The organism is Streptomyces sp. NPDC092369, from assembly GCF_044755245.1.
Classification (GTDB): Bacteria; Actinomycetota; Actinomycetes; order Streptomycetales; family Streptomycetaceae; genus Streptomyces.
This window is the reverse complement of record NZ_JBIVQP010000007.1, coordinates 44,962-66,790: the sequence shown is the minus strand read 5'-3', so window position 1 is coordinate 66,790 and position 21,829 is coordinate 44,962. Positions and strand designations below refer to the sequence as shown.

Annotated in this window: 20 protein-coding genes and 1 pseudogene; 10 read left to right on the top strand and 11 right to left on the bottom strand. The window is 71.1% G+C overall.

What is annotated here, in order from left to right:
- Positions 1 to 47 precede the first annotated feature (47 nt).
- Complete coding sequence (locus tag ACIQI8_RS35390; protein WP_402359905.1) at positions 48 to 824, top strand: PaaX family transcriptional regulator C-terminal domain-containing protein; 777 nt, start codon at positions 48 to 50, stop codon at positions 822 to 824.
- A gap of 9 nt (positions 825 to 833) precedes the next feature.
- Here ACIQI8_RS35390 and ACIQI8_RS35385 read toward each other — a convergent pair whose 3' ends face one another.
- Positions 834 to 1,628: a pectate lyase gene (locus ACIQI8_RS35385; protein ID WP_402359902.1), complete on the bottom strand. Its 795-nt coding sequence runs from the start codon at positions 1,626 to 1,628 to the stop codon at positions 834 to 836.
- A gap of 32 nt (positions 1,629 to 1,660) precedes the next feature.
- On the bottom strand, positions 1,661 to 2,641 hold the full coding sequence (locus tag ACIQI8_RS35380; RefSeq protein WP_402359899.1) for a polysaccharide lyase family 1 protein: 981 nt from the start codon (positions 2,639 to 2,641) through the stop codon (positions 1,661 to 1,663).
- A 431-nt stretch (positions 2,642 to 3,072) separates the two neighbouring features.
- Between ACIQI8_RS35380 and ACIQI8_RS35375 the strand changes: the two are divergent.
- Positions 3,073 to 3,927: pseudogene (locus ACIQI8_RS35375) on the top strand (cellulose binding domain-containing protein); the annotation flags it as partial.
- A gap of 13 nt (positions 3,928 to 3,940) precedes the next feature.
- On the opposite strand, the gene ACIQI8_RS35370 reads toward ACIQI8_RS35375, so the two are convergent.
- Positions 3,941 to 5,020 (bottom strand): NADH:flavin oxidoreductase/NADH oxidase, encoded by a 1,080-nt coding sequence (locus ACIQI8_RS35370; protein WP_402359896.1) that lies wholly within the window; start codon positions 5,018 to 5,020, stop codon positions 3,941 to 3,943.
- 92 nt (positions 5,021 to 5,112) lie between these two features.
- Here ACIQI8_RS35370 and ACIQI8_RS35365 point away from each other — a divergent pair, with 92 nt between their 5' ends.
- On the top strand, positions 5,113 to 5,481 hold the full coding sequence (locus tag ACIQI8_RS35365) for an ArsR/SmtB family transcription factor (RefSeq protein ID WP_402359893.1): 369 nt from the start codon (positions 5,113 to 5,115) through the stop codon (positions 5,479 to 5,481).
- Here ACIQI8_RS35365 and ACIQI8_RS35360 read toward each other — a convergent pair.
- Together ACIQI8_RS35360 and ACIQI8_RS35355 are read right to left on the bottom strand one after the other, a co-directional pair.
- Positions 5,401 to 6,789, bottom strand: a complete 1,389-nt coding sequence (locus ACIQI8_RS35360) for a nucleobase:cation symporter-2 family protein (RefSeq protein WP_402359890.1) — start codon at positions 6,787 to 6,789, stop codon at positions 5,401 to 5,403. The genes ACIQI8_RS35365 and ACIQI8_RS35360 overlap by 81 nt on opposite strands.
- Positions 6,790 to 6,915: 126 nt before the next feature.
- A complete protein-coding gene (locus tag ACIQI8_RS35355) occupies positions 6,916 to 8,259 on the bottom strand; it encodes an FAD-dependent oxidoreductase (RefSeq protein WP_402359887.1) in 1,344 nt (447 codons plus the stop codon).
- Positions 8,260 to 8,456: 197 nt separating this feature from the next.
- On the opposite strand from ACIQI8_RS35355, the gene ACIQI8_RS35350 reads away from it, so the two are divergent.
- On the top strand, positions 8,457 to 8,924 hold the full coding sequence (locus ACIQI8_RS35350; protein WP_402359884.1) for a DUF6214 family protein: 468 nt from the start codon (positions 8,457 to 8,459) through the stop codon (positions 8,922 to 8,924).
- A gap of 66 nt (positions 8,925 to 8,990) precedes the next feature.
- Here ACIQI8_RS35350 and ACIQI8_RS35345 read toward each other — a convergent pair whose 3' ends face one another.
- Positions 8,991 to 9,641, bottom strand: a complete 651-nt coding sequence (locus ACIQI8_RS35345; RefSeq protein ID WP_402359881.1) for a DUF305 domain-containing protein — start codon at positions 9,639 to 9,641, stop codon at positions 8,991 to 8,993.
- 192 nt (positions 9,642 to 9,833) lie between these two features.
- On the opposite strand from ACIQI8_RS35345, the gene ACIQI8_RS35340 reads away from it, so the two are divergent.
- Complete coding sequence (locus ACIQI8_RS35340) at positions 9,834 to 11,336, top strand: LVIVD repeat-containing protein (protein WP_402359878.1); 1,503 nt, start codon at positions 9,834 to 9,836, stop codon at positions 11,334 to 11,336.
- Here ACIQI8_RS35340 and ACIQI8_RS35335 read toward each other — a convergent pair.
- The gene (locus ACIQI8_RS35335) at positions 11,324 to 12,028 is read right to left on the bottom strand and encodes a TetR/AcrR family transcriptional regulator (protein WP_402359875.1); all 705 of its coding nucleotides are present in this window, start codon (positions 12,026 to 12,028) and stop codon (positions 11,324 to 11,326) included. The genes ACIQI8_RS35340 and ACIQI8_RS35335 overlap by 13 nt on opposite strands.
- A 254-nt stretch (positions 12,029 to 12,282) precedes the next feature.
- Here ACIQI8_RS35335 and ACIQI8_RS35330 point away from each other — a divergent pair, with 254 nt between their 5' ends.
- Positions 12,283 to 12,531, top strand: a complete 249-nt coding sequence (locus ACIQI8_RS35330) for a DUF2630 family protein (protein ID WP_124000994.1) — start codon at positions 12,283 to 12,285, stop codon at positions 12,529 to 12,531.
- 57 nt (positions 12,532 to 12,588) lie between these two features.
- On the opposite strand, the gene ACIQI8_RS35325 is transcribed toward ACIQI8_RS35330, so the two are convergent.
- From ACIQI8_RS35325 to ACIQI8_RS35310, 4 genes are all read right to left on the bottom strand, one after another.
- Positions 12,589 to 13,278, bottom strand: coding sequence for an HAD family hydrolase (locus ACIQI8_RS35325; RefSeq protein ID WP_402359871.1), 690 nt, complete (start codon positions 13,276 to 13,278; stop codon positions 12,589 to 12,591).
- A 9-nt stretch (positions 13,279 to 13,287) separates the two neighbouring features.
- Positions 13,288 to 14,007 carry a phosphatase PAP2 family protein gene (locus ACIQI8_RS35320; RefSeq protein ID WP_402359868.1) on the bottom strand — a complete coding sequence of 240 codons (720 nt, stop codon included), beginning with the start codon at positions 14,005 to 14,007 and terminating at the stop codon, positions 13,288 to 13,290.
- A gap of 93 nt (positions 14,008 to 14,100) precedes the next feature.
- The gene (locus tag ACIQI8_RS35315; protein WP_402359865.1) at positions 14,101 to 15,036 is read right to left on the bottom strand and encodes a M56 family metallopeptidase; all 936 of its coding nucleotides are present in this window, start codon (positions 15,034 to 15,036) and stop codon (positions 14,101 to 14,103) included.
- 94 nt (positions 15,037 to 15,130) lie between these two features.
- Entirely contained in the window at positions 15,131 to 15,673 is a 543-nt protein-coding gene (locus ACIQI8_RS35310; protein WP_402359862.1) for a DUF5134 domain-containing protein, read from the bottom strand.
- Positions 15,674 to 15,862: 189 nt separating this feature from the next.
- Here ACIQI8_RS35310 and ACIQI8_RS35305 point away from each other — a divergent pair, with 189 nt between their 5' ends.
- The 4 genes from ACIQI8_RS35305 to ACIQI8_RS35290 all read left to right on the top strand — a co-directional run bounded on the left by ACIQI8_RS35305 (position 15,863) and on the right by ACIQI8_RS35290 (position 21,827).
- Positions 15,863 to 17,521 carry an FUSC family protein gene (locus ACIQI8_RS35305; RefSeq protein ID WP_402359859.1) on the top strand — a complete coding sequence of 553 codons (1,659 nt, stop codon included), beginning with the start codon at positions 15,863 to 15,865 and terminating at the stop codon, positions 17,519 to 17,521.
- 27 nt (positions 17,522 to 17,548) lie between these two features.
- Positions 17,549 to 18,091 (top strand): MarR family winged helix-turn-helix transcriptional regulator, encoded by a 543-nt coding sequence (locus ACIQI8_RS35300; RefSeq protein ID WP_402359856.1) that lies wholly within the window; start codon positions 17,549 to 17,551, stop codon positions 18,089 to 18,091.
- Between the two features lie 139 nt (positions 18,092 to 18,230).
- The gene (locus tag ACIQI8_RS35295) at positions 18,231 to 20,792 is read left to right on the top strand and encodes a cellulosome protein (protein ID WP_402359853.1); all 2,562 of its coding nucleotides are present in this window, start codon (positions 18,231 to 18,233) and stop codon (positions 20,790 to 20,792) included.
- A 120-nt stretch (positions 20,793 to 20,912) separates the two neighbouring features.
- Positions 20,913 to 21,827, top strand: a complete 915-nt coding sequence (locus ACIQI8_RS35290) for a GNAT family N-acetyltransferase (protein WP_402359850.1) — start codon at positions 20,913 to 20,915, stop codon at positions 21,825 to 21,827.
- Positions 21,828 to 21,829: the final 2 nt, after the last annotated feature.

Here is a 21,829-nt window from a genome sequence, read left to right as displayed (position 1 = left end):
GGCTGTAGCAATGATGCAACAAGAACCCGCACGTAAGGTACGTGACCATGCGCATGAACGTCCCCGAGCGGTCCGGCGAGGCCGGACCGCGGCCCCTGTCCGCGCGGTCGGTCGTGCTGAGCCTGCTGCTGGGCACGCATCCGCCGCAGCTCGCGGTGAAGGACCTGGTCCGCGCGGTGGAGCCGTTCGGCGTCGGCGGCTCGACCCTCAGGGCCGCGCTCAGCCGGATGGTGGCCGCCGGTGACCTGCGGCGCACCGACGCCGTCTACCGGCTCAGCGACCGGCTGCTCGCCCGCCAGCGCCACCAGGACGAGGCCGTCCACCCCCGTACGCGCGCGTGGGACGGCGACTGGGAGATGCTGGTGATCACCGCGACGGGCCGCGAGCCCGCCGAACGCGCCGAACTGCGCGCCCGGTTGACCGCCCTGCGCCTCGCGGAACAGCGCGAGGGGGTCTGGCTGCGCCCCGCCAACCTGAACCGACCCCTGCCGGACGATCTGGCCTCCGTGGCCCAGTCCTACGCGGCCCGCCCCGACCGTCCGGCACCCGAACTGGCCGCGCTCCTGTGGCCGTTGGACGCCTGGTCCGCCACCGCCCGGGCCCTCCTGGCCCACCTCGCCGAAGCGGACCGCCCGGCCGACCGCTTCACGACCTTCGCCGCGGTCGTACGCCACCTGCTCACCGATCCGGTCCTGCCCCCCGAACTCCTGCCCGCCCACTGGCCGGGCGAGCCCCTGCGCGCCGCCTACGCGGAGTACCGGCGCGAGATCACCGGGTCCCTCGGAGCCATCGGTCTCGACGGACCCCCTGGACCCGGTGATTGACCACCCGGCCTACTTGTAGGTGATGTCGCTGGTCGCGTACTTGCAGTACGTCGAGTCGGGGCCGGTGCCGTTCGCGGTCGGCTCGGCGCCGGTGTTGTTCCCGATGTACTTCTGGCAGGGGATGATCTTCTTGCTGGAGTCCCCGACGATGGTGATCTTCTTCAGGGTCGCGCTGTCGCCGTAGTTGGTGTTGATGCCGACGAGCTTGCTGCCCTTGTAGGTCGCCTCGATGGTGTTGAGGTTGATCGTGCGCTTGTACTGAGTCTTGCAGTTGCCGCACGAGCGGACGAAGGTACCGAAGGTCTGTGCCGCGAAGTTGGAGACGTTCAGGGTCCCCGCGCCGTTGAACTGGAACACCTTGTCGCTGGCCTCCTTCGCGCCACCGCCGGAGACGGTGTACACGTTCGACGACGAGGAGCCCAGGAAGGTCGCCGCGTCCTCGCCGACGTCCTCCCACCACACGTTCTGCAGCGTGCAACTGCCCAGGCAGTGAATGCCGTCGGCGGCCGGAGCACCGATGATGACGTTCTTGAGCGTGGCGCCGGCCGCGAGCTCCAGGATCGGCCCCTGGTCCTCGTCCTGGCTGCCGCTGCCGAGGTCACCGCTGCCGTACAGGCGCAGCATCCCGTAGTCCTTGGTCCCGGACACGGAGATGGTCTTGGTCACCGCCTGGCTGCCGCTCGCGGTGGGCCAGGTGGCGGCGTCGGCGGGCGAAAACGTGCTGGATGCCATGAGCATGCCAACCGTGAGTCCGAAGGTCGCCACCGCGCCGGTGAGCGCGCGTGGCCGTATGGAAGAAGTCATGTCCCGATTCCTTCTCCGAGGTGGGGGAGTGGTCAGAGCTTTCCGGTGCCCGCGCCCGCGGTCACCGAGGCGACGACGGTCGAGGCGGGCTCGGCGGTGTAGCCGTACGGCGGACTGGTGAAGGTGCCGACCTGCGAGACCTCGGTCGCGGCCCCGCCGAGGTCGTTCCCGGTCAGGTTGGCGTAACCGTCCACGTCGCTGTCCCGGTTGGTGGTCACGGCGACCGCCGTGTCCCGGAACACGTTGTTCTGGACGAGCATCTGGGCGCCCATGCGCGAGTGCACGGCGGTCGAGGCGCCGACGACGTAGTTGTCGTAGAAGTGCCCGGTGCCGAAACGCAGGCTGGGGATACGGGAGTTGACCTTGTCGAACCAGTTGTGGTGGTACGTCACCCGCAGATGCCCGGTGTCCTCGCTCGCGTTGTTGTCGCTGTGGCCGACCAGCGAGCCCTTGTAGTGGTTCTTGAAGGTGTTCCAGGAGACGGTGACGTAGTCGGAGCCGTGATTGATGTCGAGCAGACCGTCGTAGTAGTCCTTGCCGTGGTCGAGGTCGGACGAGAAGGCGTTGTGGTCGAGCCACACCTTCGTCGAGGCCTGCACGGTGATGCCGTCGGCGGGCGCGACCGGCTTGCTGATGTTCAGGTTGCGGACGACGACGTTCGTCACCTTCTTCAGCCGCAGCCCGCCACCGGTGAACCCGGACGCCGAACCGACGCCCAGCACCGTGGTGTTGGACCCGATGTCGACCTGACCGCTCAGCGGGATCAGGCCGTTCACCTTGACCACCTTCGAAGTGCTGCCGGTGACCGCCGACTTGAAGGCGTCCAACGTCGACACCGTGACCGCCGTGGCGCTGCCACCACCGGTCGTCCCGGCACCGAACCCGACCGGCGAGGACTCCGCCGCGGCGGCCGGCCGGGGGACGACGAGGGTGGCGGTCACGGCGAGAGCGACCACGGCCGTCGTTGCCAGTGCGGATCTTTGCGGATGTGCACGTGGGGGGCGATTACGCATGCGGGTGCGTCCCTTCGGGAGGGTGTACGGAGTTCGTGTACGTGATCGTTGTGCGTCGATCTGAACGGCATGTGCGGGTGTTGTGGCCGATTCGGGGCGACTCCGCCCCGGCAGGTCACGCTGCTGAACGGAACGTAGAGGGCAAGCGCTTTCTAGTCAACGCTTTGCGCAGCGGGTGTTCCGTCTGTGCTGGTGGATGGCAAGGGCTGTCTGAATCGGGCCGCAGTGCTGCAGTGGGAGCGCTTCCATGGAGGTCGTGTTCATGCCACTATGCCGAGCGAGCCGCTGCCTTCCGCGAGAGGAGGACGGACGTGCCCCCACCAACCTGCACCGCGACGAGGAGACCGCCGCGGCCGGTCCTCCTGGCACTCTTCGCAGCGCTCGCGCCCTTACTGGCGGCCGCACTCCTAGGTGCCGCCGCACCGCACGCAGCCGACCCGACGAGGATCTTCGCGACGGGCATCTCCTCGGGCGCGATGATGACGAACGTCCCGCTCGGGGACTACCCGGACGTGTTCGCGGCCGGCGCCGCCTTCTCCGGTGTTCCGTTCGGCTGCTTCGCCACCACCGACGGCTCCGAGTGCAACAGCGCCTGCTCGGGCGGCACCGTGCTCCACACCCCGCAGGAGTGGGGCGAGCTGGCCCGCGGCGCCTACCCCCGCTGCACCGGCCCGCGCCCCCGCATGCAGCTCTGGCACGGCACCGCCGACGTCCTGCGCTACCCCGACTTCGGGGAGGAGATCAAACAGTGGACGAACGTGCTCGGTGTCGGCCAGACCCCGGCCGCCACCGACACCCCCGCCACCGGCTGGACACGCACCCGCAACGGCGGCAGCGGTGGCCGCGCCCCGGTCGAGGCGATCAGCCTCCAGGGCGTCGGCCACAACCTCTACACCTACGGCATGGCCGCCCGCGTCCTCACCTTCTTCGGCCTGGACGCCGACGGCCCCGCGCCCCAACCCCCGCCGGGCGCCTGCAAGGTGACGGCCACCACCAACGCCTGGAACACGGGGCCGACCGCCGCCGTGACGATCACCAACACCGGCACGATGACGATCAACGGCTGGCAACTCACATTCACCCTGCCGGCCGGCCAGACCCTCACCAACGGCTGGAACGCCACGTACGCCCCGGCCTCCGGCTCGGTGACCGCGACGAACGCCTCGTACAACGCGACGATCGCGCCGAACGCGAGCATGTCACTCGGGTATCAGGCGACGCATACCGACAACCGCGCGGCGCCGGGCGTCTCCGTGCTCAACGGGACGTCCTGCAGCGCGGGTTGACCCGGTCGACCGGTCAGACGGAGCGGTGGTACTGATCCGGCACGTGTACCTCGCCGCCCAACTCCCGTGCCGCGTCCCGTGCCCAGGACGGCGAGCGCAGCAACTCGCGGCCAAGGAGCACCGCGTCGGCGTCGCCGTTCGCCAGGATCTTCTCGGCCTGTCCGGGCTCGGTGATCAGGCCCACCGCGGCGACCGGCATCGGGGTCTCGAAGCGGACGCGGGCCGCGAACGGGACCTGGTAGCCCGGCCCCGTCGGGATACGGGCCCCGGACGCGTTGCCGCCGGTGGAGACGTCGAGGAGATCGACGCCGTGGGCGTGCAGATCGGCGGCGAGGCGGACGGTGTCGTCCGGCGTCCAGCCGTCGGCCTCCAGCCAGTCGGTCGCCGAGACGCGGAAGAACAGCGGCTTGTCGTCCGGCCACACCTCCCGTACGGCGTCGACCACTTCGAGGGCGAGGCGGGTGCGGTTCTCGTACGAGCCGCCGTAGGCGTCGGTGCGGTGGTTGGAGTGCGGGGAGAGGAAGGAGTTGATCAGGTAGCCGTGGGCGCCGTGGATCTCGGCGACCTCGAAACCGGCGGCGAGGGCGCGGCGGGCCGCGTCCGCGAACTGGCCGACGATGTCCTGGATTTGATCGACCGTCAGTTCCGTCGGTACCGGATGTCCGTCGGCGAACGCGATCGCGCTCGGTCCCAGTGGCTGCCAGCCGTGCGCCTCCGGTCCGACCGGCGCGCCGCCCTTCCAGGGGCGCTCGGTCGAGGCCTTGCGGCCACTGTGGGCGAGCTGGATGCCGGGCACCGTGCCCTGGGAGACCAGGAAGCGCGTGATCCGGCGGAACGCCTCGACCTGGGTGTCGTTCCAGATGCCCAGGTCGTACGGCGAGATCCGGCCCTCGGGCGACACGGCGGAGGCCTCGACGATGATCAGGCCCGTGCCGCCGGTCGCGCGAGCCGCGTAGTGCGCGAAGTGCCAGTCGGTGGGAGCGCCCGCGTCCGGCCCCTCCGGGGCGGCCGAGTACTGGCACATCGGGGGCATCCAAACCCGGTTCGGGATGGTGACATCGCGCAGGGTGAAGGGCTGGAAGAGGGAGCTCATGGTGAGCTGCTCCGTTCTCGCGGGACCGAGGGACGGTTCGTACGATAGGCATCGTAGTACGGGAAGTGTCAAACTACGAGACCTCTCGTACAATGGCTGTCGTGAGTACCGCTACCCCCGCCGCCGGCAGTCGGGATCTGCCGCACCCCGTGCGCGACGACATCCGGTTGGAAGGCGTGCTGCACGCGTTCTCCGACCCGATGCGGCTGAGCATCGTGCGGGAGCTCGCCGCCGACGGCGACGAGCTCTCCTGTTCGCATTTCGACCTGCCCGTCACCAAGTCCACGACCACGCACCACTTCCGGGTGCTGCGCGAGGCCGGGGTGATCCGGCAGGTCTACCGGGGCACGGCCAAGATGAACGGCCTGCGCCGGGACGACCTAGACGACCTCTTCCCGGGACTTCTCGACGCCCTCCTCGCGGCCGCCGCCCGCCAGTCCCTCCGGCTCGGGAGCGACTGAACCGCCCTTCGAGGGAAGGTGGTTGAAGAGCAGGTTCAGTACGATCGCGGTCACACAGCCCGCGCTGATGCCGCTGTTCATCACCGTCTGGAACCAGTCGGGGAACTTCGCGTAGACCGTCGGCACGCCGACCGGCAGCACCCCCACGGCCACCGAGACCGCCACCACTGTGAGGTTGTGGTTGTCCCTGAAGTCGACCTGCGCCAGGGTCCGTACGCCGCTCGCGGCGACCGTCCCGAACATCACCAGACCCGCGCCGCCCAGCACCGGCGCGGGTATCGCCGCGACCACCGCGCCCAGCTTGGGCAGCAGGCCGAGCAGGACCAGGATGGCGCCGGCGGTGGCCACCACCCAGCGGCTGCGCACCCGGGTCATACCGACGAGCCCGACGTTCTGCGCGTACGCCGTGTACGGGAAGGTGTTGAAGACGCCGCCGAGGACGGTCGACAGGCCATCGGCGCGCAGACCGTCCGACAGCGAGCGCGGCTCGACCTTGCGCCCGGTCATCTCCCCGACCGCGATCAGGTCACCGGTCGTCTCGGTCATCGTCACCAGCGCCACCACCAGCATCGAGATGATCGCCGACGCCTCGAACGTGGGCGCTCCGAAGTGGAACGGTGTGCTGATGCCGAGCCAGTCCGCGTCGCCGACCCCGCCGAAGTCCGTGAAGTCGAAGGGGACCGCCACCGCGAGGCCCACCGCGATGCCGATCAGCACCGCGATCCGGCTCAGGAACGCGGGCGCGAACCGCTGCACGCCGAGCACCACCGCCAGCACGAACCCGGCCAGGGCGAGGTTCTTGGGCTCCCCGAAGTCCGGCGAACCGACCCCGCCCGCCGCCCAGTTGCCCGCGACCGGCAGCAGCGAGACGCCGATGATCAGGATGACGGTGCCGGTGACCAGCGGCGGGAAGAAGCGCAACAGCCTGCCGAAGACCGGCGCGAGCAGCACGATCGCGAGCCCCGCCACGATCACCGAACCGTAGATCGCGGGCAGTCCGCCACCTGTTGTCCCGATGAGCACCATCGGCGACACGGCCGCGAACGTGCACCCCTGCATGATCGGCAGCCGCACGCCGAACCGCCAGAACCCCACGCACTGGATGAGCGTCGCGATGCCGCACACCAGCAGATCGGCGGTGATCAGATACGCCAGGTCCGCGGGCGACAGCTTCATCGCACCGCCCACGATCAGCGGTACGGCCACCGCCCCCGCGTACATCGCGAGCACATGCTGCAGACCGAAGGCGGCGAGCTGCCGCACGGGCGGGACCTCGTCGACGGGATGGACGGGGGCGGTCGTCGTCATGGGCACTCCAGAGCGGCGGCGGGGGATGAGATCCGGACAGGACGAGACCGTATGGCCTTTGAACAGTTTGTTGATGTCCGGTTCGTTGCCGGTGTGTGTCTGCCCACCACGTGCCGTTTCACTCCGCTAGGAGGCCGTCGTACGCGCCGCCGCCAGCAGTGATTCCCAGTCGGCCAGCTTGACCACGCTCCGCCCCAGCGAGGTCCCGAGGGCGGCCTCGGCCCGCTCGATGGCCAGCCACCCCGGCCACGGGACCGGGTCGGTCCCCTCGGCCCGGAGCACGGCGACCGGATCCACCGGCAGGCCATTCGGTACGAGGGTGGCGGCGTCCGCGAGCAGAGAGGTCACCGTCTCCTTCGCGCACGGCCGGTTGGTGCCGATGACGCCCGTCGGGCCGCGCTTGATCCAGCCCGCCACGTACTCGCCGGGGGAGGGGGCCCCGTCACGCAGGACGCGGCCCGCCCTGTTCGGGACGGTGGCGCTGTCCGGGTCGAACGGCAGCCCCTCCAGGGGGACTCCGCGATAGCCGACCGAGCGCAGCACCAACTGGGCCTCGATGTCCACGTGTTCGCGGGTACCCGTCACCCCGCCCTGTCCGTCCGGCTCCGTCCGCTCGAAGCGCACCGCACCCACGCGCCCGCCCTCGGCGAGGAGTTCGACCGGGCGGAGATAGAAACGCAGCCTGATCCGGCGGGCGGCACCCTCGTCCGGCCGCGCCGCCCAGCCGCGCAGCACCTCGATGTTGCGGCGCTGCGCCGGAGGCAGCGCGGAGGGGTCGGCGAAGGCCGGGTCCAGGGCCAACTCGTCCGGATCCACGGTGACTTGGGTATCGGGCAGCCCGCCCAGTTCCCGTAGCTCCTTGGTGGTGAACCGGCCTTGGGAGGGGCCGCGTCGGCCCACCATCTGGACGTCGGTCACCCGGCTCGCGGCCAGCGCGGTGAGGGCCGCCTGCGGGATGTCGGTCGGGCTGAGCTCCGCCGTCGCGCGGGCCAGCATCCGGGCCACGTCCACCGCGACATTGCCCATGCCGATGACCACCGCCGAGCGGGCGCCCCGGACGAAACCGTCGTCGGCCGCGTCGGGATGGGCGCTGTACCAGGACACGAACTCGGTCGCCGACCAACTGCCCGGCAGGTCCTCGCCGGGGATCCCGAGATGCCGGTCGGTGGCGGCGCCGACGCAGTACACCACCGCGTGGTACAGCGCCCGCAGCCGAGCGACCGGCAGCCCGCCGGGGCCGACCTGGATGCCGCCGAGGAACCGCACCCGCTCGTGCTCCAGGACCGTACGCAGGTTGTTCTGCAGGGACTTGATCTTCTCGTGGTCCGGCGCGACCCCGTAGCGCACGAGTCCGTACGGGCACGGGAGCCGGTCCAGGACGTCGACGAGCACCGCGGAGTCCTGCTGGACGAGACTCTGAGCGGTGTAGACCCCGCTCGGCCCGGAGCCGACGACGGCGACACGAAGCACGGCGGTACTCCTTACGTCTTACGACGGGAGTTCGCTGACGTCTCCAGGATCGCACCGGCGGTGCTCGGCTGACAGGGTGCAGGCGCGGGACGGGCGCGCGTGTCCGTTCGTATGGAATGTGATCATGTGGTTACGGTGCGTGTGTGCTAGACGCATCCTTTTTTAATCTTTCTGATCGTTGTCCGACGGATGGCGCGGTGTCCGTGTGGCCCGCGTGGGAAGTGCGGGAGGACGAGGGCAGCACCTCGTGGTTCAACGTCCGGCTGGAGTTCGCCGACGGCGCCCGGATCGACGCGCTCGCCGTGGTCGGTGAGGCAGGCGTCTCCGTGGAGGACGTCCGCGCCCAGCCGGCGCTGTCCCTGGACGACCTGGCGGTCCTCGCCGACTGGATCGAGGACCCGCTGTTCGAGGCGTGCGGCCTGCCCGCGGGGCCGGCGGACGACGCCGAGGGGTACCCGGCGTCCCGCCGCGCCCGCCCGGCCTGGCCGCGCGGTATCGAGGGCCGCTGGCTCATCGCGGAGGAGTACCGCGCGGCTCAGGGGGAGGGCGTCGACCCGGTCCTCGCGGTGATGTCCGCGACAGGCCACAGCCGCCGCAAGTCGCTCAGGCTGATCTCGCAGGCGCGGGACGCGGGCTTCCTGACGCCGCGTCACGCCCGCCGCTGACCTTCCGCACGGGCTGCCCGGGGGCCGGTTCACCTGCCCCGGGCGTCAGTTCAGGCACCTCGGCCGTCAGCTCATGTCCCGCATCCGCGTGATCTCGCTCGTCTGCTGGGCGATCACGTCGTCCGCCATCTCCTCGATCTGGATGTTGTTGCCCTGCGCCTTCACCTCGGTGGCCATGGTGATCGCGCCCTGGTGATGGGTGATCATCAGGGTGAGGAAGAGCTGATCGAAGGCTTTGCCGCGAGCCGCGCGCAGGTTCTTCAACTGGGCCTCGGTCGCCATGCCGGGCATCGCGGCGTGATCGTGCGCGCCGCCCGTCCCGCTCTTGCCGTGCGTCTTGAGCCAGGCCCGCATGGTGGAGATCTCCGGGCCCTGGGACGCGGCGATCCGCGCGGCCAGCTTCTCGACCTGGGTCGACTCGGCCCGGTCGGCGACGAGTTCGGTCATCTCCAGGGCCTGGGAGTGGTGCTGGATCATCATCCGCGCGTACGTGACGTCGGCCGAGTTCGGCGAGTCGTCCTCGGCACGCTGCTCTTCGGCGTCCGCGGCGGACAGGGTCCGGTTCTCCTCGCCCGGCTTGCCCGGCGCGATCACCGAAGGGCCGCTCGCCGCGGGTGACTTGGCGTCCGAGCCGGAGCCCGAGTCGCAGCCGGCGACCGCGAGCAGGGCCAGAGCGGCCAGCGCGGCCGGGACGAGGGACGCTCGGCGGATGGGCACAACGACCTCCTGTGGCAGGTGTGTTGGGGGACACCTCGTGAGTGCTGATGAACGTCCTAGCACGCTTCCGCGGTGGGATGATCAAAAACCTTCATTACGAGTACGTTGCCCACTGTTGATATGTGCATGGTGAAGACGATACTTCGGAGGTGCGTGAACCGTTCCGACACGAACGGAACCAGGGAGGAAACAGTGATCCTGTTCAACGATTCCCGAACGCGGCTCAGACGCGTGGGAGTTGCCACGGCCGCCGCCGGACTGCTCGCGGCGCTGCTGACCGCGGTCCCGGCCGCCGCGACCCCCGACCCGGGGGACGGCACGGCCACCGGGAAGGAGGTGTCCAACAGCGCGCAGGCCGAGGCGCGGGCCGCCATCGCGAGCGGGGAGATACCCGGCCAGGACGAGATCGTCCACTCGGCCAACATCAAGCCCCTGGCGAACATCCCCAAAGAGGCCTTCACCGGCCTGAATTCGGACCTCGCCTTCCAGGGCAAGTACGCCTTCGCCGGCAACTACGACGGCTTCCGCATCTTCGACATCAGCAACCCGAAGGCTCCGAGGACCGTCGCGCAGGTGCTCTGCCCGGGTTCGCAGAACGACATCTCCGTCTCCGGCGACCTGCTCTTCCTCTCCACCGACTCCTCGCGCAGCGACAGCAGTTGCAACAGCACCACGCAGCCCGCGACCGAGAAGTCCTCCTGGGAGGGCATGAAGGTCTTCGACATCAGCGACAAGCGCAACCCGCGGTACGTCGCCGCCGTCGAGACCGCCTGCGGCTCGCACACCCACACGCTGGTGCCCGAGCGCAAGAACGTCTACGTGTACGTCTCGTCGTACTCGCCGAGCGCCACCTACCCCGACTGCCAGCCGCCGCACGACGGCATCTCGGTCATCAAGGTGCCGCGCAAGCACCCCGAGAAGGCGGCGGTCGTCGGCTTCCCGGTACTCTTCCCCGGTGAAGGCCCCGACGGCGGCGGCAACCCGGGCGGACCCACCAACCCGGGCGTCTCCAAGACCACCGGCTGCCACGACATCACGGTCCTGCCGTCCAAGGACCTGGCGGCCGGGGCGTGCATGGGCGACGGCATCCTGTTCTCCATCAAGGACCCCGAGAACCCGAAGGTGATCGACCAGGTCCAGGACAACGTCAACTTCGCCTTCTGGCACTCGGCCACCTTCAACCAGAAGGCCAACAAGGTCGTCTTCACCGACGAGTTGGGCGGCGGCGGTGCGGCCACCTGCAACGCGGCCATCGGCCCGAACCGCGGCGCCGACGGCATCTACGACATCGTCGGCAAGGGCGACAAGCGCAAGCTGGTCTTCCGCAGCTACTACAAGATCCCGCGTGCCCAGGCAGACACCGAGAACTGCGTGGCCCACAACGGCTCGCTGATCCCGGTCAAGGGCAAGGACCTCATGGTCCAGGCCTGGTACCAGGGCGGCGTCTCCGTCTGGGACTTCACGGACTCCTCCGCCCCGAAGGAGATCGCCTACTTCGAGCGCGGCCCGCTGAGCACGCAGACCCTCCAGGTCGGCGGCTCGTGGTCGGCGTATTACTACAACGGCTACATCTACTCCAACGACATCGCCAAGGGCTTCGACGTGCTCAAGCTCAGCGACCGGCGCACGGACCAGGCGAGCCGGGTCAGGCTGGACGAGCTCAACGTCCAGTCGCAGCCGGACTATTTCGACTGACCTGACCGTCCCGACGGGTCGGTCCGCCCGGCCGGCCCGTCGCCGGTAGCGAAGAAGCGTGAAAGATCGGTCTCGCACGTCCCGCCGGACGCCTCCTGGGCGTCCGGCGGGAACCCCATCTCCCAGTCCAGCCGATAGCGCTTGAACAACTCGGCCCGCAGAGTGGTGAGTTGCATCGGCACGTTCGGCAGCACCATCGCGTAGACGGACCCCATGAGCAGGGACCGCAGCATCGGGTAGTCCGTGTCGACGTTCCGCGAACCGTGCCGGGCGACGGTGTCCCGCAGCAGCTCGGCGAGCCGCTTCTGCTCCGGGCACTGCACGAAACCCTCCGACTGCAGCAGCCCCGCCATGTGCTGGCGCATCAGCACCGGCCGGTCCCGCGCCAGCCCCAGCACCGCGTCGATGGCCCGCGCCATCCGCTCCCGCCCGTCCTCGGTGCGCGGCTCGCGCTCCAGCCCCTCCTGCAGCGTGCGGTGCATCACCCGGTGCACGGCGGACTGGACGAGCTGGCGCTTGCCCGGGAAGTAGTACGACACCAGACCACGCGCCGAACCGGCTCTGTCCGCGATGTCGGCGAGTGTCGTCGCCTCGTACCCGCGCTCGCCGACCACCTCCAGAGCGGCCTGCAGGAGCCGCTCCCGGGAACGTCTCCGCAACTCTTCATTGACCGAGGCGCTGCGCGGGGACATGCTGTAACTCCTGTGTTGACTGGTTGCCAGCCAACTATACTCAGCACGTCCCGTCCGGCGCCTGGAAAGGCCTGGTCAGGGCAGCCGTCCGTCTGGGGCGACGCGGGGGATCGTCTCAGGCGGGCGGCCTCTTCGCTCCGATGGTGTCCTGAGGCTACTTCCGGGACGGGTCGTGACCTGCGGAACTTCTGTCGCACGGCTTCCGAACCGTCCCTAGAGTGGGCACGAGTGCCGAGTTGAGGAGTGTGCGGGAGATGGAACAGGACCAGCAGATCCTGGCCAGGATCACGGCGATGGTCGAGGACGAGCACAAGCTCCGCGCCGCCCTCGCGTCCGGCGAGATCGACGACACGACGGAACACCAGCGGCTCGGCGAGCTGGAGCGCGAGCTCGACCGCTGCTGGGACCTGCTGCGGCAGCGGCGCGCCAAGACGGAGTACGGGGAGAACCCGGACGAGGCGAGCGCGCGCCCGGCCTCGCAGGTGGAGGGCTACCAGGGCTGACCGCCCCGTCGGGCGCGGTCCCGGGCCGTCCGCGGCCGCACCCGACGCCCGCCGGGCTCAGCCCACCAGCCCCAGCACCGGACGCAGCCCCTCCGGCCGCCGCTCCACCGGCAGGTGATCCACCAGGTGGACCCGGCAGCCCAGGGCCGCCGCACCGCCGTCTGCCTCCGGGCTGTCGCCGACCATGAGCGTGTCCTCGGGGGCGACGCCGAGCGCGTCACAGGCAAGGGCGAACAGCCGGGTGTCCGGCTTCTGGATGCCGTGCTCGTACGACAGCACGTACGCGCCCACGTACCGGTCGAGGCCGTGCGCCCGGAAGACCGGCCGCAGGTCCCACCCGATGTTGCTGACCACCCCGACGGCGATCTCACGTTCCCGCAGCGCGCGCAGTACTTCGACGGCATCGGGATACGGCGACCAGGCGACCGGCGCCATGTGCCGCTCGTAGAGCGCGTCGTACAACTCGGGGTCGGGGAGCGGCACGTGCCGGGCGGCGGCGGTGTACGCGGCCCGGTGCAGCTCCGCGCTCTCGTCCCGGACCCGCCACAACTCACCCAGTTCCGCGGGCAGTCGCTCGGGCTGCGCTCCTCCGGGTTGTGCCCCCGCCACCTCCAGCGCCTTCGCGGCCTGCGTCAACTCCGCTTCCGGGAGCGGGATTCCGGCCTCGTCCACCACGGCACGCAGCCAGGAGTCGGTGGGCTCGATGCGGAAGAGGGTGCCGGAGAAATCGAAGAGGACCGCGGTCATGCGTGGATCTTACGGGGCGGGATTCCGGCGCGCGGCGGGATCATCGCCGTAGGAACCGGTCGGACGCCCCGGTCCCCACCGCTCGTGCACCCCCACCGCGACCGCCACCACCGTCGCCCCCAGCAGCCACCCGCCCAGCACGTCCGACGGCCAGTGCACGCCGAGCCAGATCCGGGTCAGGCCGACGCCGAGGACGGAGACGATGGCCGTCACCAGGGCCGTACGCCACAGGGCTCGGCCCGGGGCGTGGCGGTGCAGGAGCCACAGCAGAAGGCCGCAGGAGACCGCGGCGGTCATGGCGTGGCCCGACGGATAGGCCGCGTAGTGGGCGGAGTCGACAGGGTCGGGCCAGACGGGGCGCGGGCGGTCGAGGGCGGCCTTGAGGGACTGCTGCAGCACGGTGCCCAGGGCGCAGGTCGCCGTCAGCCAGAGCGCTGTCCACCAGGCCGAGCGGCGCCATACCAACCAGACCACGACCGCCGCGCACACGGCACGCATGGTCCAGGGGTCCCAGACCCAGTCCGTGAGGATCCGGAAGGCATCGGTCACGCCTCGTTCGTCCACCGCCCAGCCGTGGGTGGCGCGGGCGATGTCGTCGTCGAGGCCGGTCAGGGGGTGCCACTCGACCGCGACCAGGGCCAGCAGCAGCGCGGAGCACAGGGCCAGGGCGGTGGCGCTGCGGACGGCGGTGCTGTGCCGGGGCGGGGAGTCGACGGGCAGGGTGTGCATACACCGATCCTCGCCGACGGGTGGGGCGGGATGCCAATGCCGGGGCTGTGCCGGTCTCTGTTCCCGAAGGTGTCCCTGGGCCCGTTGCCGCGGTTATCCCAGCGCCCGCAGCCCCGGTACGAACGCCACCAGTACCGGCACCACGGGCACCAGCGCGGCCGTCGCCGTCAGGCCCAGCCGGCGGGCCGCGGTGAGGCGGTCGGGCGGGGCGAGGAGTCGGTCGACGCGGTACGGGACGTGGGCGTGCGGGGTGGGCGAGGGGCCGAACACGCCCCGGTCCTCGTTGAGTTCGACGAGCGCGAGCGCGGTCGTGAGGCGGCCGTGGCGGCGGGAGGCCATGTCGTCGGCGGAGAGTTCGACCAGGCGGTGCATCTCGTCGCGGAACGCGGCGAACACCGGCACTTGCGGGAACCCGCCGGCCAGCGCCCCTGAGCAGTGCAACAGCCAGTCGTGCCGGGCCAGTTCGTGCCACCGCTCGTGCGCGAGGACGGCGTCCAGCTGCCGCCCCTTGAGCCGCCGCAGCGCTTCGGTGGTCACGACGAGTCCCGGCGTCGCACCCGGCAGCCACCACGCGTCCGCGCGCTCGCCCTCCAGTACCACCAGCCGACCCCGTATCGGCTCCTCGCCCGGCAACAGCGGTGCCCGCACGAGGAGTTCGGTCCGGTGTCGCCGACGGCGCGCCCGCGCCCGCAGGACCTCACGGACCAGCATCGCCGCGCTCCATGCCCCGGCGCACGCCAGCGTGACCGCGGTCGCCGCCGCCCAGGGGCCCGTGGCCCCCAGCGCGTACGCCTCCATCACACCCCGTGGGGCGCCGGCGAACACATGGCCGCGCACCGCCTGCCAGGCCGCCGCCGCGCTCAGCGTCATGGACAGCGCACAGCAGAGCAGTACGGCCGCCACCACGCACTGCCACACCCACAGGGCCACCACGGGTTCACGGTCCGGCCAGTCGGCCCGGGCGAGCAGCCTCGGGGCGACCACGGCGGCCAGAGCGCCGAGCAGCAACAGTGCTGCGGGGACCATCATGGCGATCACCCTATGAGCGCGAGGCCGCTCGGCACACGGTCCCGCACGTCAAAGTGACGCAGGCAACGGCGCTGTGCCCCCGGCGGCAGGGGCGTCAGAGGGTGAGCAGCATCGCCACCATCCCGATCCCCATCGACAGCCGGCACGCCCGCGCCAACTCCGGCCGGTCGCCCCAGCCGACGCTTCCGCCACCGGCGGTCACGGGTATCAGGCGGACGCCGGAGAGCAGCACGTACCCGGTGAAGTAGAGGAGCAACACCCCGGTCACCAAAGGGACTCCGGACGAGACGCCGTGCTCGGCGTGGTGTCCGGGGGAGACGGTCATCACGACCGCCATGTAGACCATGGCCGAGACGCCCACCAGATGATGCAGGTGGTGCGGGCTCGTACGCGCCGCCCACAGCGCGCGCAGCCCGGCGGCGCCGAAAACCGCGGCGTAGAGGGGCCAGGTCCAGGACGGCGGGCTGAACACGGCCGCCGGTACGGCCATCGCGGCCATCCCGAAGCCCATCAGCGCCTCGCCGCCCGCGGCCCTGCGTTGCTCCTCGACCCTGCTGCGCATCCGCAGCAGACAGTAGGCCCCGGTCGCCGCGCACAGCGCGACCAGCAGCCAGCCGGACGAAGCCGGTCCGTGCACGCGCACCTCCTCGCTCGACGGTGTCGGACAGTCCGTCGATGCCCACGACACGCAGCGCGCACGCGAGCGCAAGGGTGTACACGGGGAGCATTCGCCGGAGCGCGGCGGGTGGGGGAGAGGTGGTGGGGCTGCCCGGGGCGCCTCCACCTCTATCGTTTACGAGTAAAACACCTGCTAAGGTAATTCTTCATGAGCAGTGCGCCCCCCGCCCCCGCCGCCCCGCGCGTCCGCCCTCTCCCGCTGGTCGGCGTGTTGCGCATGGGCCGCCCCTCGGACATCTGGTTCAAGCCCGCACTGAGCGTCATCGCCTCGGCGGCCCCGCCCAACCTGACCCTCATGGCGCTGGGCCGGCTGGATCTGGCGATGTACACGATGGCCGGGTCGCTCTGCGCCCTGTACGCGCACAACCGTCCGTACGCCGCCCGGGCCCGCGCCCTGGCCTGGGTGGTGCTCGGGATGCTCGCCGGCCTCGCCGTCGCCCTCACCACGGCCTCCCTCACCGGCAGTGCCCTCGTGCTGGTCGCCGTCGGCGCCCTGCTGGCCGCCGCGCAGAAGGCGGTGTGCGACGCGACCCGCATCGGGCCGCCCGCCCATGTGATCTTCACCTTCATCTCCTCGGCCGCCCTCTTCGCCCCGCAGAGTCTCGGCCGAGTCCCCGGTCACCTGGCCCTGGCTGCGGCGGCCGGCGCCTGGGCCTGGCTCGTCGGCATGGCGCCGGTCCTGCTGCGCCCCCACGGACCGGAACGCCGAGCCACGGCACAGGCGCTCAACACGGTTGCCGCGTACGTCGCCGGCCGCGCCACCGCCGTCACGGGCGACGGCCACGACCGCCCCCGAGCCGCGGCAGCCGCCGCCATCCAGGCGGCCTGGCAGTCCGTCCTCGCCACCGGCCCCCGCTCCGCCCGCACCCGGCATGCCTTCGAACGCCTCCTCGTCCGCGCCGAGCTTGCCTTCGCCGCGCCCGCCGACACCGACCCGGAGCGGCTGCGGACCTGGGCACGCGAACTGTGCGGCAGCGGACCCGTCCCCATGGCTGCGACCCCTGAAGCGTCCGACGAACTCCTCGGCGCCGAGGCCGAACTCGCCGCCCCCGCACGCCCGTTGTGGGACCGCCTCGGCCCCCTGGCCCCGCTCGCCGTACGCACCGCGCTCGGCTGCGCCCTGGCCGGATACGTCTCCCTCGCCCTCGGTGTCGGCCGCCCCTACTGGGCGTTGGTGACCGCCGCTTCCCTCTACCAGGCCAACATCGCCCTTACCTGGACGCGCGGTGTCCAGCGGGTCGTCGGCAACCTCGCCGGTGTCCTCGTCTTCGCCGCCGTCGTCCCGCTCGCCCACCTCGCCCCGGCCGCCCTCGTCCTGAGCGTCCTCGCCTTCAACTTCGGTGCCGAGGCGCTGATGAGCCGCAACTACTGGCTCGGCAGCGTCTGCGTGACCCCGATGGCGCTGCTCGTCACCGAGTTCGCCGGATTCGAGGAGCCCGGGCGGCTGATCACCGAGCGGGTCGTCGACACGCTCGTGGGGGCGCTGGTCGGCTTCGTGGCCGCCGTCGCCGTGACCAACCGGCGCGCGGGCGACCGCGTCGAGAACGCGCTGGCCGCCGTGGAGGGCGCCGGCGAACGCGCCGCCCGTCTTCTCGCGACGCCCAACCCCGCCCCTGCGGCCCTGGAGTCCGCCCGTCGCGGCCTTGCCGCCGCCCTGGTCGACCTGCGCGCCACGTTCGACGCGGCGTCCGGCGAGTGGTGGCAGCGGGCCCTGCCCCAGGAGCGGGTCGTGCGCGCCGAACAGGCCGGACACCGTACCCTCGCCGAGACGGCACGGCGCCCGGGGACGGCACCTGGACGCGCGTAGGAGCACGACCTCGGAGGGCGTACGACCATGACGGCAAGCAACCGGGAGACGGACTCGCGCGCCCAGGGCGGCGACACCGTCTCCGGGGTCGTCCGGCAGTGGCAGGCCGTCCACCCCGGCCTCGACACCGGGCCCATGGAGATCATCGGCCGGGTCAACCGCTGCGCCGCCCTCCTTCAGCAGGCCGAGGACGCGCCGCTGCGCCGGGCGGGCCTCAGCCGCCCCGAGTTCGAGCTGCTCGGCGCGCTGCGGCGCACCGGCCACGAGCTGACCCCCGGCGAACTGGCCCGCGAGACCTTCTCCTCGGGCGCCGCCGTCACCAAACGCCTCAAGCAGCTCACCGAGCGCGGCCTGGTCGAGCGCCGCGGCGACAGCCGGGACCGGCGCGTCGCCCACCTCCGCCTCACCGACGCGGGTCGCGACCTCGTCGACGCGATCCTGCCCGAACAACTCGCCTACGAGACCGCCGTACTGTCCGTCCTCGACCCCCAGGGCCAGGGCGAACTCGCCGGACTGCTGCGCGAGTTGCTCGGACGGCTTGAGGGCAGCGCGGGCGCGCTGCGGGTCTGAGCGTCCGCGCGCCGACCTGGTTCCCGAACGCCCCCAAGCCTCCCCGCCATTGACGTGATCGACAAGCTGTCTCTACCTTCGAGCAGGTCGGTTCGGATCATCGACCGGTGTACGGGATGTCGAACGAAGGAGGGGTGCCGTGGCAGTGGACCGGCTCACCGTCGACCTGGGCACGCGGACGGGCCCCTTCCACGGCGGTGCCAGTGGCACGCTCTACGGGCTGTACGGCGACGGAGTGCCGAGCCGCGCCGTCGTCGAGGGCATGTACGTCCGCACGGTCACCACCAAGGCCCAGGACGGCGTCCAGCACCCCGGCGCCGACGCCCTGGAGATCCTGCCGTCCTTCGTCGCGGCCGGCGGCCGGGACGTCTACGTCTATCTCACCGACATCCACCGCGGCTTCCCCTACGAGTGGCCGGGCGCCACCGGCGAGGAACGGCTCGCCGCCTACCTGGAGAGCATCCGCCGTCAGGTCGGACAGGTGCTGACGCTGGGCGCGCTCAAGTCCCATGTCGTGTACGTCCCGTTCAACGAGCCCGAGGGCAACATGTTCGGCACGGGGGAGTGGAGCTACGACCAGGTCTCCTGGCGCACCGAGCCGCAGCCCTACTTCGCGGCCTGGCAGCAGGCGTACCACCTCATCAAGGGCCTGGACCCCGAGGCGCGTGTCGCCGGGCCCAACACCTGCGAGCTGTACCCCGAGGTGCGCACCTTCCTGGAGTTCGCCAAGGAACAGGGCGTGCTTCCCGATGTGATGACCTGGCACGAGCTGTCCTCGCCGGACGAGGTCCGTAGGAACGTCGCCAAGTACCGGGAGCTGGAACGGGAGTTGGGCATCGGCCCGCTGCCGGTCAACCTCAACGAGTACGCGCACAACTACCACTTGTCCGTCCCCGGGCAGATGATCCAGTGGATCGCCGCCGTCGAGGAGTCCAAGGTCGACGCCGACATGGCGTACTGGAACATCGCCGGCAACCTCAACGACTCCGCCGTCGAGGCCAACAAGGGCAACGGCCAGTGGTGGTTGTTCAACGCCTACGGGCAGTTGACCGGGAACACCGTGCGCGTGACCGCGCGGCATCCCAACGTGCAGTACACCCTCCAGGGCGTCGCCGCGCTCGACCGGGAGAAGCGGCAGTCCAGGGTGCTCTTCGGCGGGGCGGCGGGCGCGGCAGAGCTGGTCGTCGAGGGGATCGACGCGGAGCTCTTCGGGCCGACCGTCCACGCGCGGCTGCTGGAGATCCCCTGGAGCGGCCAAGTCGGCGCCTCCGAAGCGCCGTTGCGACTGCTGGACGGTGAACTGCCCGTCGTGGACGCCACGGTGACCCTGTCCCTGGCCGACCTCGACGCGATGTCCGCCTACCAACTGATCCTTGCCCCCGGTGGCAACGGAGCCGCACCCCTGCCGCCGTCACTCGTCTGGCGACGGACGTACGAGGCCGAGGACGCGACCTACACGGGCTCCGGCTACTCAAGGAACGGTCCCGAGGGATCCCCGTCCGACGTCGACAGGTTCGCCACGTCCGGTGGCCATCACGTGGGCGGCCTGCGCACCGACTCCGACGGCGTGCTGAGCTTCGACGTCGAGGTCCCGCGCGAGGGCACGTACGAGGTGCGCGTCTTCGCCAACTCCCACAACCTGGCCGACCTGGTGCGGGAGCACGGACCCACCAACGTCTTCCTGCGCGTGGACGGCGAACGACCGCGCGAACTGCTGCTGCCGCTCGGCTACAAGTGGGCGGTGTGGGGCCACACCGACACCGAGGTCGATCTCACGGCGGGCCCGCACCGCATCACGCTCGCGGCCCGGGACCCCGAACTCGGTGCGACCGAGGGCGACGCCGTCATCGACAAGCTCGACCTGCTCCTGCGCGAGGACCGGGACTGGGACGTGTACGACGCCGAGTACGCGGCGCTCGATGCGGGCGCCCGCATCGACTACGACCACCTGGGTGCTTCGGGCCCCGGCACCGTCGTGCTCCCGCGCGGCGGCACCGTCACCTTCTGGGTGCACGCGGCCGACGACGGCGAGGCAACGGTGACCGTCGACCTGCTGGGCCCCGGAGAGGGCCAACTCACGGTCAACGGCGAGGAACTGGGCCCGGTCCGGCGCGGTCCGGTCCCCCTCTTCCTGGCCGGAGGGATCAACAAGGTGACGGTGACCGGGGGTTCGGAGCGCCTGGTCGTCGACCGGCTCAGGATCGGACCCTCGCGCGGACTGCTGCCCACGACGGTGTACGCGGCCGAGGAAGGCGTCCTCACCGGCACCGTGAAGGCGGCCGCACACTCCCGCGCGACCGGTGGCAAGGCCGTCGACGGCATCGGCGCGGGCCCCGGCAACGCGCTCACGCTGACCGTGACAGCCGCACGCGCCGGTCGGCACGCCCTCACGATCCGCTACTCCAACGGCGAACAGGCCCCCGCGACCCACTACAACCCGGACCCGATCTGCCGTCACGCCGACATCTCGGTCAACTTCGCCGACGAGGCCGCACCGCACCGCGTTCTGTTCCCCACCACCTTCCACTTCAACGACTTCCGGCACCTCTCCGTCCCCGTCACCCTCCACGAAGGCACCAACACCCTCACCTTCACCGCCGACGAACTCCCCGACTTCGACGGCCGATCGACCAACCCGTACGGCCAACGCTCGGCCTACGCCCCGGTCATCGACCAGGTCACGGTGACACCGCTCGCCTGACCCACCGGCCCGGCCCGGCCGGCGAACTCCCTCGCGCCAGGCCCCGACACCGGCGTACCCTCACCCCGTACCGCATCGCATGGCGGCCTCCAGCCCATCAGCCTGACCCGGAGGTCCCGCATGCCCGCGCCCACCGTGCGCCCCTTCCACCGCGCCGACCGCGACCAACTCACCGATCTGGTCAACGCTCATGTCTCCGCCGTCCTGCCCGGTGTCTCCGTATCGGTGAACACCGTCCTCAGCGGACTGGAGCGGCAGCCCGGCGAGTTCATCACCGATCCGTGGGTGAGCGAGCGGGCGACCCTCGTCGTCGAGTCGCGGCGCCATGTCGTGGGCGCCGCCCACCTGTTGCGCTACCGCGCCGACGACGAGGTCGGCGAGACCTGTCGGGACGCCGGCGAGATCGACTGGTTCGTCTGCCATCCGCCGGCCTCCTTCCGGCCGGACGCCGAGCGGGCCGCCGACCAGCTGATGACCGCGTGCCTGGCCCAACTGGCCAGGTGGGACGTGCGCGTTCGGTACGCCGACGGTTCCGTGCCCGCCCCCGCCGTCTACGGGCTGCCGCGCAACTGGCCGCATGTCCGGGCCGTGTACGAGCGGGCGGGCTTCCGGCACGTCGGCGACACGGAGGTCGTCCTGATCGCCCGGGTGGCCGACCTGCCGGCGTCCGCGGCCGAGCCCGGGACGACGTACGAGCGCACCTTGGGGGAGTGCGGAACCCGCATCACGGCGTACGCCGACGACCGCGCGCTGGGGTTCATCGAGGTGGACACGGTCCACGCCCGTCCCGAGCGGCACGCGCGCGTGGCCGGTCTCGCCGACATCGGCAATCTGTACGTCGCACCAGGCGCGCACGGCACGGGTCTGGAGCGCCGGCTGCTTGGCGAGGCCGCCGACTGGCTTCGGCTGAGCGGCGCGGACCGACTCCTCGCCTACGAGGCGGCCACCGACCGGGCGGCACTCGACCTGCTGCGTACCGCCGGATTCCGGGAGCTCACCCGTACCGACCGGCACTGGGAGCACCGACCGGGGTGAGG